This is a genomic window from Streptomyces sp. NPDC002784 (genome assembly GCF_053592135.1).
In genome coordinates this window covers 91,438-105,909 of sequence record NZ_JBSFVD010000019.1, presented here as the reverse complement: position 1 = coordinate 105,909, position 14,472 = coordinate 91,438, and the positions used below count along the sequence as shown (strand labels likewise).

The window sequence follows — 14,472 nt, the reverse complement described above, 5'->3', positions numbered from 1 at the left end:
GTTAGGCTCACCTTTGTGAGTACTTGCTCAAGTGACTCCCGGGACCTCGGCGAGCCCATCGCGGGCACCGCGGCCACCGCGAGGACCTGGCTGCTAATGGAACAGCCCGGCCCGTGGGGTGCCAAGGCGCTCACCTCCAGCCATCTGGACCCCGCACTGGGCCGCGCCCTGGAAGCGGCGGCCAAGAACACCGGTGTGCGTGTGGCGCTCATCCGCCGCCCCAGGCGGCACGCCGACGGCGGCACAACCGTCGAGCGGCAGGTGTACGCCGCCCACACCGCCCCGGGTCATGCCTGGCTGCACGGCGCGGCGGTCCGCGATCCGCGGCGGCTGCTCGACCTCGACTTCGCCGCGCTCGGCAGCGGCGACGCCCGCTCCTTCGACTCGGCGCTGGGGGCGGGCCCGTACACGGGCGACCCGCTCGCGCTGGTGTGCACCAACGGCAAACGGGACCGCTGCTGCGCCCTCCTCGGCCGCCCCCTCGCCGCCGAGCTGGCCGCCTCCGGCGTAGGCGGCGTCTGGGAGGTCACCCATCTGGGTGGACATCGCTTCTCGCCGACGCTGCTGGTCCTGCCGTACGGCTACGCCTACGGCCGGGCCGACGCGCACTCCGTGCGGGAGATCCTCCGCCAGGTGCGGGCGGGCCGGGTCGTCGTCGAGGGATGCCGCGGAAGCTCCGCCTGGGAGCGGCCGGGGCAGGCGGCCGAGCTGGCCGTGCGCAGGGCCCTGGGCGAGTACGCGGTGAACGCGCTGAGCGTCGTCCGTACGGAGGGCGCCGCGCCGCGCTGGACGGTGACCGTCGCGCACACCGACGGACGCCACTGGCATGTGGTCGTCACCCAGGGGGCCGCGCTGCCGCCCCGCGCGGAGAGCTGCGGAACCTCGGTGCTGGGCTCGCCGGCGCAGATGGACGTGGTCGCGGTGCGGGAGCTGGCGACCGCGACGGCACTGGCGGGCTGACCTGCCTGGTCGGCCGTGGGCGACTTCCTCCGCGAACAGGCCCGTCCACCATTGATCAAAAGATCCCGCGTCCATCATTGATCAAGAGATACCTGCCACACCCCCTTCGGTGCTCCCGGCGCGTCCACGTACCGTCTGGGGTATGAGCCCCACTGCCCCCGCGCGCCGCCTGCGCCTCGGCCTGCCGCGGCGGATGTTCTCGCAGCTGCTGCTGATGCAGGTGGCCATTGCGGCGGGCGTCGCGGTGCTCGCGACCGGCCTGTTCCTCGCCCCGCTCAGCAACCAGCTGGACGACCAGGCGATGCGCCGGGCCCTCGCCATCGCCCAGACCACCGCCGTCCAGCCGCAGATCGCCGAGGACGTCGTGGCCACGCCCCCGACGGCCGGCGGCCCCGTCCAGGGGGCGGCGGAGCGGATCCGGAAGGCCACCCGGGCCGAGTACATCGTGGTGATGGACTGGCGGGGCGTGCGCTGGTCGCACCCCACGCCCGGCGAGATCGGCAGGACGGTGTCCACCGATCCCGGGCAGGTCCTGGCCGGTCACGAGGTCATGCAGATCGACGACGGCACCCTCGGCCGCACCGCCCGCGGCAAGGTGCCGCTGCGCGACAGCGACGGGGACATCGTGGGCGCGGTCTCGGTCGGGATCGCGTACGACAGTGTCCGGGCCCGGCTGATCCACGCGATACCGGAGCTGCTGGCGTATGCGGGCGGTGCCCTGGCGGTCGGCGCGCTGGCCGCCTGGCTGATCTCTCGGCGGGTCCAGCGGCAGACGCGTGACCTGGCCTTCTCCGACATCTCGGCGCTGCTCGCGGAGCGCGAGGCGATGCTGCACGGCATCCGGGAGGGCGTCGTCGCCCTGGACCGCGCGGGGCGGGTCCGGCTGCTGAACGACGAGGCGCGCCGCCTGCTCGGCATCGGCGAGGAGGCCGTCGGCCGCTCCCTGGACGAGGCGCTCGGGGAAGGCCGTACGACCGATGTGCTGGCCGGGCGGGTCACGGGCACCGATCTGCTCACCGTGCGCGGCCGGCGCGTCCTGGTCGCCAACCGGATGCCCACCGACGACGGCGGCGCGGTCGCCACTCTGCGCGACCGGACGGAGCTGGAGCAGCTGGGGCGGGAGCTGGACTCCACGCGCGGTCTGATCGACGCCCTGCGTGCCCAGGACCATGAGCACGCCAACCGCATGCACACGCTTCTCGGGCTGCTGGAGCTGGAGATGTACGACGACGCCATGGAGTTCGTCGGCGAGGTGGTGGGCGACCACAGGGTGACCGCGGAACAGATCACCGAGAAGATCCAGGACCCGTTGCTGGCGGCGCTGCTGGTGGGCAAGGCGACCGTGGCGGCGGAGCGCGGGGTCGCGCTGCTGGTGTCGGAGCGGACGTGGCTCCCGGACCGCTTGATCGACCCCCGGGGCATCGTCACGATCGTCGGGAACCTGGTGGACAACGCCCTGGACGCGGTCGCGGGGACGGCGCACGCGCGCGTGGAGGTCGAGTTGCGCACCGAGGGGCGCGCGGCCGTCCTGCGGGTGCGGGACACGGGGCCGGGCATCCCGGCCGCGCAGCGCGAGTTGATCTTCACGGAGGGCTGGTCCACGAAGGAGGCACCGGCCCATCGGGGGCGCGGGATCGGTCTCTCCCTGGTGCGCAGGCTCGCCGAACGGCAGGGCGGCGCCGTCACCGTGGACCAGGCGCACGGGGGCGGCGCGGAGTTCACCGTCGTCCTGCCCGAGGCGCTCACCGAGCCGGGCGCCGAACCGGCCCTCACCGGGCCCCTGGCCCACCGCACCGCCGAGAGGGAGTCGCGATGATCGAGGTCCTGGTCGTGGACGACGACACACGGGTCGCGCAGGTCAATGCCGCCTACGTGGAGAAGGTGCCGGGCTTCCACGTGGCCGGCGAGGCGCACAGCGCGGCCGAGGCGCTGCGGCGGGTCGAGGAGCTGCCCCGGGTGGACCTGGTCCTGATGGACCACTACCTGCCCGACGAGACGGGTCTGTCGGTCGTCCGGGAGATGCGGCGGCGCGGCCACCGGGCCGACGTGATCATGGTGACGGCGGCCCGGGACGTCTCCACCGTCCAGGAGGCGATGCGGCACGGCGCGCTCCAGTACCTGGTCAAGCCGTTCGCCTTCGCGGGCCTGCGCGCCAAGCTGGAGGCGTACGCGGAGCTGCGCCGCACCCTCGACGGCGGCGGCGAGGCCGAACAGGCCGAGGTGGACCGGATCTTCGGCGCGCTGTCCGCGCCGTCGGAGCCGGCGCTGCCCAAGGGCCACTCCCCCACGACCGCCGACGTCGTCCGTCGCTGCCTGATCGGCGCCGAAGGCCCCCTGTCCGCCCAGGAGATCGCGGAGCGCACCGGCATCAGCCGCCAGACCGCCCAGCGCTATCTGAAGCTCCTGGAGCGCACGGGCCGGGCACGGCTCACCCTCAAGTACGGGGACGCGGGCCGCCCGGAACACCGTTACGTGTGGGCGACCCGCGCCTGAGGGCACGGCCGGCGGTGGGGGCGGGGAAGCGGCCGTACCCCCTGTCCATACGGATCCGGCGCGTCGTTGTCTCCGGCGGCGCCGTTACGGCTAGGCCGCCCCCGCCCCGGTGAGCGACCGCACCTCGGTCTCCGCGTGTTTGGCCTCGTCCGGGACCTCCCCGGAGGTGGCGGTGCCGAGCCAGCCGGCGAGGAAGCCGAGCGGGATCGAGACGATGCCGGGGTTCTGCAGCGGGAACACCTGGAAGTCGACGCCGGGGAACAGGGAGTCGGGGCTGCCGGACACCACGGGCGACAGCAGCACGAGCGTGACGGCCGGGATCAGGCCGCCGTACACCGACCAGACGGCACCGCGGGTGGTGAAGCCGCGCCAGAACAGGGAGTAGAGCAGCACGGGCAGGTTGGCGGACGCGGCGACGGCGAAGGCGAGGCCCACCAGGAAGGCGACGTTGAGGTCGCGGGCGAGCAGGCCGAGGGCGATGGCGACGACGCCGATGCCGACCGCGGCGACCCGGGCGACGGCGACCTCACTGCGCGGTGCGGAGCGCCGGCGCCGCAGTGACGCGTACAGGTCGTGGGCCACGGACGCGGAGGAGGCGAGGGTGATCCCGGCGACCACGGCGAGGATGGTGGCGAAGGCGACGGCGGCGACGATCGCGAACAGAACCGTTCCACCGGCGGATTCCGGCCCGCCGCCCAGATCGAGGGCCAGCAGCGGTACGGCTGTGTTGCCCGCGGCGTTCGAGCCGCGCACCACGTCGGTGCCGACGATCGCGGCGGCGCCGAAGCCGAGGACGATCGTCATCAGGTAGAAGCTGCCGATGAGTCCGATCGACCAGACCACCGAGCGCCGGGCCGCGCGGGCAGTGGGCACGGTGTAGAAGCGGGACAGGATGTGCGGCAGCCCCGCGGTGCCGAGCACCAGGGCGATGCCGAGGCTGATGAAGTCGAAGCGGGCGGTCCAGTCGGCGCCGTACTTGAGTCCGGGCGCGAGGAACGATGCGCCGTGGCCGCTGCGTTCGGCCGCGGTGAGCAGCAGGGCGTCGAAGTCACCGTGGAAGCGCACCAGGACGAGCACGGTCAGGGTGATGGTGCCGCCGAGCAGCAGGACCGCTTTGACGATCTGGATCCAGGTGGTGGCTCGCATCCCTCCCAACGACACATAGATGACCATGAGCGCGCCGACGCCGATGACGGTCCAGGTCCGCGCCGCCTCGCTCTGGCCGCCGAGCAGCAGCGCGACCAGGCTGCCCGCACCCACCATCTGCGCCACCAGATACAGAACGGACACGGTGACCGAGGAAGTTCCCGCCGCGATCCTGACGGGCCGCTCGCGCATCCGCGCGGCGACGACGTCGGCCAGGGTGAACCGGCCGCAGTTGCGGACCAGTTCGGCGACCAGGAACAGCACGACCAGCCAGGCGACGAGGAAGCCCACCGAGTAGAGCAGTCCGTCGTAGCCGTAGAGCGCGATGAGTCCGGAGATGCCGAGGAAGGAGGCGGCCGACATGTAGTCGCCCGCGATGGCAAAACCATTCTCCATCGGCGAGAAGAGCCGGCCGCCGGCGTAGAACTCCTCGGCCGACCCGTGGCGGTGGCGGCTCACCCAGGTCGTGATCGCGAGGGTGACCGCGACGAACGCGCTGAACAGCAGCAGCGCCAGGGTCTGATGATCGCCCGTCACGAGTGGCCGCCCCTCGCGGTCCGGGTCAGCTCCTGGGTGTCCCAGCGCAGGTCCAGCGCGGGGCGGTCCCGGTGCAGGCGCGCGTGCCGGGCGTAGGCCCAGGTGAGCAGGAAGGTGGAGAGGAACTGCCCGAGGCCGGCGAGCATCGCCACGTTCACCGCGCCGGCCACGGGCCGGGCCATCAGTCCCGGTGCGGTGGTGGCGGCCACGACGTAGCCGATGTACCAGGCCAGGAAGCCGATGACGGCCGGCATCACGAACCTCCGGTACCGGCTGCGCACCTCCTGGAAGGCGGCGCTGCGCTGCACCTCCAGGTAGATGTCGGCCGCGGCCCTCGCGCCCTCCTCGCGGGGCTCGGGGACGGCGTCGGCACCGGCGTCCGCCTCACCCCAGCCGGAGGCCAGCGCGTCGTACCAGGGGTCGTCGTAGGGCACGCGCGCGTGGGAGCGACCGTTGCTTGACTGCATGCCCAAGGATGGACAGAACGGGAAGATCCCCGACTCTTGTTCCCCTCGCCTTTCACCCCATCAGGTGATTTGTCCCGGAGGAAGCCGTAAAACGGGGTGGGCATGGCCTGTGCCGTGCCCACCCCGTCTCCCGCCGGGCGCGGCGCCTACGCGTCGATGCGCGAACGGTCCAGGGTCGCCGCGGAGGAGGAGATGAACTCCTTGCGCGGCGCCACGTCGTTGCCCATCAGCAGGTCGAAGACCTGCTCGGCCGCCTCCAGGTCGGAGAAGTTGATGCGGCGCAGGGTGCGGTGGCGCGGGTCCATCGTGGTCTCGGCCAGCTGGTCGGCGTCCATCTCGCCAAGGCCCTTGTAGCGCTGGATCGAGTCCTTGTAGCGGATGCCCTTGGTCTGGAACTCCATGAGCTTGTCGCGCAGTTCCCGGTCCGAGTACGTGTAGACGTACTTGTCCTGCCCCTTCTTGGGCTGGACGAGCTCGATCCGGTGCAGCGGCGGTACGGCCGCGAAGACGCGTCCCGCCTCGACCATGGGCCGCATGTAGCGCTGGAACAGCGTCAGCAGCAGACACCGGATGTGCGAGCCGTCCACATCGGCGTCGGTCATCATGACGATCTTGCCGTAGCGGGCCGCGTCGATGTCGAAGGTGCGGCCCGAGCCCGCTCCTATGACCTGGATGATCGCGCCGCACTCGGCGTTCTTCAGCATGTCGGTCACGGACGACTTCTGGACGTTGAGGATCTTGCCGCGGATCGGCAGCAGCGCCTGGAACTCGGAGTTCCGGGCGAGCTTGGCGGTGCCGAGCGCGGAGTCTCCCTCGACGATGAACAGCTCGCTGCGCTCGACGTCGTCGCTGCGGCAGTCGGCGAGCTTGGCGGGCAGGGAGGACGACTCCAGGGCCGTCTTCCTGCGCTGGGCGTCCTTGTGCTGGCGGGCCGCGATGCGCGTACGGGCGGCGGCGACCGCCTTCTCCATGACCACCCGGGCCTGGGCGGCCGCGTCCCGCTTGGTGGACGTCAGGAACGCCTTGAGCTCCTTGGTGATCACGGCGTTCACGATGCGGCGGGCCGCCGAGGTGCCGAGGACCTCCTTGGTCTGACCTTCGAACTGAGGTTCGGCCAGGCGCACGGTGACGACGGCGGTGAGGCCCTCCAGGGCGTCGTCCTTGACGATGTCGTCCTCGGCCACGCGCAGCAGCTTCTTGGCGCGCAGCACCTCATTGATCGTGCTGGTGACGGCCGTCTCGAAGCCCGCGACATGGGTGCCGCCCTTGGGGGTGGCGATGATGTTCACGAACGACTTCAGGGTGGTGTCGTATCCGGTGCCCCAGCGCATGGCGACGTCGACGTCGAGTTCGCGGGTGACCTGGGTGGGCGTCATCTGCCCGTGCTCGTCCAGGACCGGGACGGTCTCCCTGAAGGTGCCCTGGCCGGAGAAGCGGAGGACGTCGTTGACCGGCTTGTCGACGGCGAGGTACTCGCAGAACTCGCTGATGCCGCCGTCGAAGCGGAAGGACTCCTCGCCCTTGCTGCCGTCCTGGCCGAGGCCGAGTTCGTCGCGCACGACGATGGTCAGGCCGGGCACCAGGAAGGCCGTCTGGCGGGCCCGCTGGTGCAGGTTCTCCAGGGAGAGCTTGGCGTCCTTGAGGAAGATCTGGCGGTCGGCCCAATAGCGCACGCGCGTGCCGGTGCGGTTCCTGGGGATCTTCTTGGTCTTGCGCAGTCCGCTCTTGGCCTCGAACTTGGCGTCGGCCCCGTCGGCGGCGAAGGCTCCGGGGACACCGCGCCGGAAGCTGATGGCGTGGGTGTGGCCGCTGCGGTCCACCTCGACGTCGAGCCGGGCGGACAGGGCGTTCACCACGGAGGCGCCGACGCCGTGCAGGCCGCCGGAGGCCGCGTAGGAGCCGCCGCCGAACTTGCCGCCCGCGTGCAGCTTGGTCATGACGACCTCGACACCGGACAGGCCGGTCTTGGGCTCGACGTCGACGGGGATGCCCCGGCCGTTGTCGCGGACCTCGACCGAGCCGTCGTCGTGGAGGACGACCTCGATGTGGTCGCAGTAGCCCCCGAGGGCCTCGTCGACGGAGTTGTCGATGATCTCCCAGAGGCAGTGCATCAGACCGCGGCTGTCGGTCGAGCCGATGTACATGCCCGGGCGTTTGCGCACGGCCTCGAGTCCCTCGAGGACGAGGAGGTGCCGCGCGGTGTAGTTGGAACCGTCCCGGTCTGCTCCTGCCAGCAGCGCTGTGGACGGCACGGACGTCTCGGCGGTCACGCGGTTCGCTCCTCGCTGAATTTCAGATGGTGCCCTTTGGGGTAAGGGCGCGGCTTCGGTTGCCGCTCAGAGGGTACCGAGGCCTGGTAGAGCCGATGTAACGCCACCCTCGTCTCCGGGCAGACTAGTGCACGGTCGCATAGGTGTTCGATCACTCGATGGAGTGAAGTACATATCACGTTCCCTTCGGGGCATGAACCATTTAGGCTCCGGGCACGTCCTCATGAACAAACCGGCAATCCAGCCGGGAGGACCGACCACTACCGACAGCGCGAACCCGTACGACACACAGACACGCAATACGGCACATTCGCCGCCAACCGGCAACAGCCGGCCGCCTGGAAAGTTTTTTCAAGCAAAAGCCCCGAGCGGGAACGTTTTCGGGCTGGTTGGATGTTGACCCTGGTACGACAGCTCGTCGAGCTAGAGAAGAGGCGACGTGACTACTGTTCTGACCCCCGCGAGCCCGTTGACGGCCGCCGACCGCTGCGACCGCTGCGGCGCTCAGGCATACGTGCGTGTCGTCCTGCTGAGCGGCGGAGAACTGCTCTTCTGCGCCCACCACGGCCGCAAGTTCGAGCCGGGACTCAAGAAGATCGCCGCTGAGATACAGGACGAGACGGAGCGACTGACGGCCGCTCCAGCCACCGCCTCCGAAGAAGAGCGCTGACAACTCGCGTCCACGACGAGCCAGCTCCAGGCATTAGGCCGGCGTACGGGCGGCTGCCCCTGATCCTTCAGGGGCAGCCGCCCGTACGCGTTGCCGTGCCGCTCAGGGGCCCTCAGAGGCCCGCAGCGGCCCCGTCGGCCCGGCCGGTGCCGATGTCCCAGCCCAGCGTCGTCAGGGCGTGGGACACCCGTGTGTACACCCCGGGGCTGCCGGCGCGGCCGCAGCCGCCTCCCCAGGACACCAGCCCGACCAGCCGCCCCCCGGCGACCAGCGGCCCTCCGCTGTCCCCCTGGCAGGCGTCCGGACCGCCCTGCACCTCGCCGGCGCACAGCATGCTGTCGGCGCTGTAGGAGCCGCCCGCGCCGCCCGGGTACGCCTGCCGGCACAGGGTGTCGGACAGCACCTGCAGGCGCGCCGCCCGCAGGCCCGACGGGTAGTCGCCGCTGCCGGTCGCGTCACCCCAGCCGTAGACCATGGCCCGGGTGCCCGCCCTGTACGCCGGATCCCCGGCCGGTGCCATCGCGATCACCGACTCCTTCGGCAAGGGCTCGGCGAGCGTGAGCACGGCGAAGTCCCCGACATTGGTGGCGTCGTCGTATCCCGGATTCACCCATGTCTCACGGACCTTGATCTCCTGGCCCTCCTTCGTGCGCAGGTCCGTGCGGCCCGCGATGACGCTGAAGTCCGTCACCTGCCCCGGCGGCCCCCCGAGGACGTCCTCGTCCAGGCAGTGCGCCGCGGTGAGCACGGTGGACGGGCCGACGGCCACGCCGCCGCAGAACTGGCCCGAGCGCGTACCCCCGAACCGGTCACGGCTGGAGAGGGCCACCGTCCAGGGACTGTCGGAGGCCTCGACCGGAAACCCTCCGACGACGATGTTGTCGGCGGCCGCCGGAGCGGCGGACGCGAGCGGTATGACGGCTGCGGCGGCGGCCAGGACCAGCGGCCCGGCCAGCGCCCGGACAAGGGGGCGACGCATGCGTACTCCTCACTCAGGGCTGTCGTTGAGAAACCCAGCGTGATCCACTCCGCAGCGCCCCGCACCCGCGCGGGCAGGCGAAAGGCCCGGCTCCCGCTCGGGGAACCGGGCCTTGTACGCCGTAGGACCGCGGCCTAGTCGAGGTAGTCGCGCAGCACCTGGGAGCGCGACGGGTGGCGCAGCTTCGACATGGTCTTCGACTCGATCTGGCGGATGCGCTCGCGCGTCACGCCGTACACCTTGCCGATCTCGTCGAGGGTCTTCGGCTGACCGTCGGTGAGACCGAAGCGCATCGAGACGACGCCCGCCTCGCGCTCGGACAGGGTGTCGAGGACGGAGTGCAGCTGCTCCTGGAGGAGCGTGAAGCTGACCGCGTCGGCCGGGACGACGGCCTCGGAGTCCTCGATGAGGTCACCGAACTCGCTGTCGCCGTCCTCGCCCAGCGGGGTGTGCAGCGAGATGGGCTCGCGGCCGTACTTCTGGACCTCGATGACCTTCTCGGGGGTCATGTCGAGTTCCTTGGCCAGCTCCTCCGGGGTGGGCTCGCGGCCCAGGTCCTGGAGCATCTGGCGCTGCACGCGCGCGAGCTTGTTGATGACCTCGACCATGTGCACCGGGATACGGATGGTGCGGGCCTGGTCGGCCATGGCGCGCGTGATCGCCTGACGGATCCACCAGGTGGCGTACGTGGAGAACTTGTAGCCCTTGGTGTAGTCGAACTTCTCGACCGCGCGGATCAGACCGAGGTTGCCCTCCTGGATGAGGTCCAGGAAGAGCATGCCGCGGCCGGTGTAGCGCTTGGCCAGGGAGACCACCAGACGGAGGTTGGCCTCCAGGAGGTGGTTCTTGGCGCGGCGGCCGTCCTCGGCGATGATCTCCAGCTCGCGCTTGAGCTTGGGGGCGAGCTTGTCGGCGTTGGCCAGCTTGTCCTCGGCGAACAGACCGGCCTCGATGCGCTTGGCGAGTTCGACCTCCTGCTCGGCGTTGAGCAGCGGGACCTTGCCGATCTGCTTGAGGTAGTCCTTGACCGGGTCGGCGGTGGCACCGGCGGCGGCGACCTGCTGGGCGGGCGCGTCGTCCTCGTCCTCGTCGGAGAGCACGAAGCCGGCGCTCTCGGTGCCCTCGGGCTCCTCGCCGGGCTTGACCTCCTCGAGGACCTCTTCCTCGACGAGCTCGGCGTCGTCCTTCTTGGCGGTGGTCTTCTTGGCCGCCGTCTTCTTGGCGACGGTCTTCTTCGCGGCCGTCTTCTTGGCAGGCGTCGCCTTCTTGGCAGCGGCCTTCTTCGCGGGCGCCTCGTCCTCGACGGCTGCCTCGGCGGCAGGGGTCTCGGGCGTGGCGGTGGCGGTGGCCTTCTTCGCGGTCACCGTCTTCGCCGCGACCGTCTTGGTGGCGGTGCGCTTGGCCGGGCTCTTCGCTGCGACGCTCTTTCGGGTGCGCTTGGGCTCCGCGGCACTGACCATCAGCGTCACACCCTCTTCCTCGAGGATCTGGTTGAGGCTGCGCAGTACGTTCTTCCACTGAGTGGCCGGAATCTGGTCAGCTTCGAAGGCCCGACGCACGTCATCGCCGGCGATCTGCCCCTCAGCCTTTCCCCGCTCAATGAGCGCCATGACAGAGACGGACTCGGCGATCTCCGGCGGGAGCGTACGGGATGTGCTGGCCGACACGAACAACCTCTCGGAACGTTGGAAAACGGCTTCCGGCCCCGTCCACAACGGACCGGAGCCGACCACCGGCCTGGGGATGGACCGATGGTGCGGGCGGGGGCCGGGAAGATGCACAGCGCCTTGTATGGCGTCCGTATTCCCTCCGCGGCTGTCACCTCTTAGGTCATCGCGCTGCTCCCACGAGCGTTACGCCCAATCTGCGTGGCCCGAGTCACACCCCGTAAGCGCTCAAAAACTGTCAGATACGGGCAAATGCGGTCAGTCTCCCGGTCCCATCCGCCGTACGCCACCGCGCCCTCGCCCCGCCGCACCGTCGGACCCCGCCGGATCCGGGTGATCCTGCGGGGTCCGACGGCAGGCGGTCCGCCGGCCGGGCGATGCCGCAGGAGGGGGGAGGCATCGCCGGCCGCGCCGCCCGTGGGGCGCGCTCAGTGCTCGCGCGGGGCGGGCACCACGCGCTCCACCTCGGGGTGAACCATCAGAAGCTGCCGCATCGCCGTCTCCGCGCCCGTGCCGTCGCCCGCGGCCAGGGCGTCGGCGATCCGGGCGTGGTGCGCGAGCGAGGCGTCGTTCGGCCGGTCACACCCGGCGACCGGACCGCCGGAGACCTGGAGCGCGGCCGACACGATCCCGGACAGGTGTTCCAGCATGCGGTTGCCGGCGACCTGGATGAGCAGCGAGTGGAACTCGGCATCGGCCCGGGAGAAGGTCAGGGCGTCACCCTGCGCCATGGCATGGCCCATGATCTCGACCATGTCGCCCAGCCGCTGCTGGACGTCCTCACGGCCGTGACCGGCGGCCAGCCGCGCGGCCAGCGGCTCGATCGTCCAGCGCAGCTCGGTCAGCTCACGTCGCTGATCGTCGCGCTGCGGCCCGAAGGCCCGCCACTCGATGATGTCCGGGTCGAGCAGGTTCCAGTCGCTGACGGGACGCACGCGCGTGCCGACGTTCGGCCGGGCGCTGACCAGGCCCTTGGCCTCCAGGACGCGGAGCGACTCGCGGACGACGGTGCGGGAGACCTCGAACCGCTGGCCGATCTCCTCGGGCACCAGCGGGCGGTCGGCGCCCAGGTCACCGGAAACGATCATCTGGCCGAGCTGCTGGACGAGTTGGCCGTGCAGTCCGCGTCCGCGGCCCGCGGAGCGCCGGCCCACGCGGCCCAGCTCCTGGTCCGCGCCCTCCCAGGAGGGGGTTGCGGCGCGGTCGGCGACAGGGGCCTCGGCGTAGGGGTAGCGGTCGAGTTCGCCCGGGCCGGCGAGACCGGAGTCGGCGGTGCGGGCGGCGGTCATCATGGTGTGCGCAAGGGTACTCACGGATCTTTTGTCGGCGCCCTCTTCAACTCCCTTGAGGTCTTTGGTGAAAAGCACACGAAAGGGTGATCGCTCACCCCGTCGCAATTGACGCCTTATCGGAAAGAAATGGGCTTTCCCCGGGGAGTTGTGCGCACAGGGGGTGCTGAAAGCGGGCGGACGGTCGTCATCGGACCTTGCTGCGCAGGGTCGTGAGCAGATACGCGCACAACAGTGCGGTCAGCGACAACATCAGCGCACCACCCACGGGTTGGGCGACCACACGTACCGCAGCCGCCAGATACCGCTCTCCCCCGAAGGGCCACTGCATCAGCAGCACCTCCCTGAGCCGCACGGGAAATCCGGCGGCCGACCGCACCGCGGGCCCCTCCAGCACCTTGTGCACCAGCGGTACGACAACCATGGGCACCCCCACCACGGCGGCCAGCCCGGCACTGGTGGACCGGAACACCCCCGCGGCCAGCACACCGGCCCACGCGCACCCCACCACCAGTCCGATCCAACTCACCCCCAGCGACAGCCAGTCCGCGGGAACCTCCGCCACCTCCCGTCCGTATACGAGGTACAGCACTTCGGCATCGCACCCCACCGTCAGAAAAGCCAGCGACAGCGCGGTGACCCCGGAGACGAGGAGCTTGGCGGCCAGCAGCCCCAGCCGGCGGGGCACGGTGCCACGGTCCACCGCCAGCGCGGGATGGCGGAACTCGTCCCCGAAGGCCAGCGCGCCCAGCAACCCCGCCCCGAGCGCCGCGGGCGGCAACGGCAGCTCCCGCGGCCAGGCAGCCAGCAGCCGCGCCTGCGGGGTGTGCCCGATGCGCGCGAGCACCAGCGCGGTGAGGGCCGACACGACGAGGACGGCGGCAGCGGTGAGGAACCCGGTACCGACGCCCGCGGCGCGGCGGATCTCGTAGCGGAGGGGGCGGAGGGGGGAGGGGGCGGGGCGGACGGAGATGGGGGGTGGGAGGGAGGGGAGGGGGGAGGGGGCCCCCGGACCGTTCTCGGCGGGCCCGGTGTTCCGCTCCTCGCCGGATCCCTGCGCAGCCTCCGTCTCCCCCACGGTGTCGGCCGCTTCCTGCCTCGCCGCTGCTCCCGGCCCCATGTCCCCCACCTCGTCGGCGAGTTGATGCACGAGGACGTCGTGCCGGAAGGCCAGTTCGCCGATGTTGGCACAGGTACTGCCGTACACCGAGAGGCGGTTGCCGTCCTCGCGGACGACTTCCACCGAGCGCTGTGCCGTACGGGCGTCCTTGGCGATGAGGGCCGCGAGGCGGACGGCGTGGGGGGTGCGGACGGCGACGCGGGGGCGCAGGCGGGTGCGGGCGAAGTCGGCGGCGTCCTGGTCGGCGACGAGCCGGCCCTGGTCCAGGGTGATGACGCGGTCGGCCGTGCGTGCGGCTTCCTTGGGGTCGGCGGTGGTGAGCAGGACCGTGCCGCCCTGGGTGGCGTGGGCGCGCAGGACGCCGTGGAGCCAGCGGCTCTCGCGGGTCGAGAGTCCGTCGGCGGGGTCGTCGAGGACGAGGGTGTGGGGGTCGGCGAGCAGGGCGCAGGCCAGGCCGAGGCGGCGGTCCATGCCGCGGGACAGGGTGCCGAGCCGTTCGTCGCGCAGGCTGACCAGGCCGACGACTTCGAGGACTTCGTCGGCGCGGCGGACGGGGACGCCGGCGGCGGCGCACAGCATGCGCAGATGGCCGCGGACCGTGCGGGCGGGATGGCCCGGCACATCACCGAGGAGTACGCCCACCTCGCGGGAGGGGTGGGCGATGCGGTGCAGGGGGCGGCCTCTGAAGTAGGTCAGTCCGCGGCCGTGTTGGAGTTCGAGCATGAGTCTGAGCGCGGTCGTCTTGCCCGCGCCGGCGGCGCCGAGCAACGCGGTGACACGGCCCGCGTGTGCCTCGAAGGAGACGTCGTCGACGGCGGGCGGAAGCTCCTTGCGGGGGTCGCTGGTCAGTCCGAAGGCCTGGATCACCCGAAGC

The 14,472-nt window shown here is 71.2% G+C and carries 11 protein-coding genes; 4 read left to right on the top strand and 7 right to left on the bottom strand.

Annotation, left to right across the window (positions count from 1 at the left end):
* Window positions 1-15 precede the first annotated feature (15 nt).
* The 3 genes from ACWD1Z_RS27745 to ACWD1Z_RS27735 all read left to right on the top strand — a co-directional run bounded on the left by ACWD1Z_RS27745 (window position 16) and on the right by ACWD1Z_RS27735 (window position 3,453).
* On the top strand, window positions 16-960 hold the full coding sequence (locus tag ACWD1Z_RS27745; RefSeq protein WP_451122311.1) for a sucrase ferredoxin: 945 nt from the start codon (window positions 16-18) through the stop codon (window positions 958-960).
* Between the two features lie 142 nt (window positions 961-1,102).
* Window positions 1,103-2,776 carry a sensor histidine kinase gene (locus ACWD1Z_RS27740; RefSeq protein ID WP_451122310.1) on the top strand — a complete coding sequence of 558 codons (1,674 nt, stop codon included), beginning with the start codon at window positions 1,103-1,105 and terminating at the stop codon, window positions 2,774-2,776.
* Entirely contained in the window at window positions 2,773-3,453 is a 681-nt protein-coding gene (locus ACWD1Z_RS27735; protein ID WP_451122309.1) for a response regulator, read from the top strand. Before ACWD1Z_RS27740 ends, ACWD1Z_RS27735 begins: the two co-directional genes overlap by 4 nt.
* 90 nt (window positions 3,454-3,543) lie before the next feature.
* Here the strand turns inward: ACWD1Z_RS27735 and ACWD1Z_RS27730 are convergent, their stop codons facing one another.
* The 3 genes from ACWD1Z_RS27730 to ACWD1Z_RS27720 form a co-directional block, all read right to left on the bottom strand.
* Window positions 3,544-5,136: a solute symporter family protein gene (locus ACWD1Z_RS27730; RefSeq protein WP_451122308.1), complete on the bottom strand. Its 1,593-nt coding sequence runs from the start codon at window positions 5,134-5,136 to the stop codon at window positions 3,544-3,546.
* Window positions 5,133-5,603: a DUF485 domain-containing protein gene (locus ACWD1Z_RS27725; RefSeq protein ID WP_451122307.1), complete on the bottom strand. Its 471-nt coding sequence runs from the start codon at window positions 5,601-5,603 to the stop codon at window positions 5,133-5,135. Before ACWD1Z_RS27725 ends, ACWD1Z_RS27730 begins: the two co-directional genes overlap by 4 nt.
* A gap of 146 nt (window positions 5,604-5,749) precedes the next feature.
* Complete coding sequence (locus ACWD1Z_RS27720; RefSeq protein WP_451122306.1) at window positions 5,750-7,873, bottom strand: DNA gyrase/topoisomerase IV subunit B; 2,124 nt, start codon at window positions 7,871-7,873, stop codon at window positions 5,750-5,752.
* A gap of 439 nt (window positions 7,874-8,312) precedes the next feature.
* Between ACWD1Z_RS27720 and ACWD1Z_RS27715 the strand changes: the two genes are divergently transcribed.
* Window positions 8,313-8,543 carry a DUF7455 domain-containing protein gene (locus ACWD1Z_RS27715; protein ID WP_250071150.1) on the top strand — a complete coding sequence of 77 codons (231 nt, stop codon included), beginning with the start codon at window positions 8,313-8,315 and terminating at the stop codon, window positions 8,541-8,543.
* Between the two features lie 112 nt (window positions 8,544-8,655).
* Here the strand turns inward: ACWD1Z_RS27715 and ACWD1Z_RS27710 are convergent, their stop codons facing one another.
* The 4 genes from ACWD1Z_RS27710 to ACWD1Z_RS27695 form a co-directional block, all read right to left on the bottom strand.
* A complete protein-coding gene (locus ACWD1Z_RS27710; RefSeq protein ID WP_451122305.1) occupies window positions 8,656-9,522 on the bottom strand; it encodes a S1 family peptidase in 867 nt (288 codons plus the stop codon).
* A gap of 134 nt (window positions 9,523-9,656) precedes the next feature.
* A complete protein-coding gene (locus ACWD1Z_RS27705; protein ID WP_451122304.1) occupies window positions 9,657-11,189 on the bottom strand; it encodes an RNA polymerase sigma factor in 1,533 nt (510 codons plus the stop codon).
* 428 nt (window positions 11,190-11,617) lie between these two features.
* A complete protein-coding gene (locus ACWD1Z_RS27700; protein ID WP_451122303.1) occupies window positions 11,618-12,502 on the bottom strand; it encodes a FadR/GntR family transcriptional regulator in 885 nt (294 codons plus the stop codon).
* A 163-nt stretch (window positions 12,503-12,665) separates the two neighbouring features.
* The gene (locus ACWD1Z_RS27695) at window positions 12,666-14,465 is read right to left on the bottom strand and encodes an ABC transporter ATP-binding protein (protein ID WP_451122302.1); all 1,800 of its coding nucleotides are present in this window, start codon (window positions 14,463-14,465) and stop codon (window positions 12,666-12,668) included.
* Between the last annotated feature and the right edge of the window lie 7 nt (window positions 14,466-14,472).

Bases quoted from the DNA above. Each gene is read 5' to 3' on its own strand.
- ACWD1Z_RS27740 (WP_451122310.1), top strand. From the start codon at position 1,103: ATGAGCCCCACTGCCCCCGCGCGCCGCCTGCGCCTCGGCCTGCCGCGG.
- ACWD1Z_RS27725 (WP_451122307.1), bottom strand. From the start codon at position 5,603: ATGCAGTCAAGCAACGGTCGCTCCCACGCGCGCGTGCCCTACGACGAC.
- ACWD1Z_RS27710 (WP_451122305.1), bottom strand. From the start codon at position 9,522: ATGCGTCGCCCCCTTGTCCGGGCGCTGGCCGGGCCGCTGGTCCTGGCC.
- ACWD1Z_RS27735 (WP_451122309.1), top strand. From the start codon at position 2,773: ATGATCGAGGTCCTGGTCGTGGACGACGACACACGGGTCGCGCAGGTC.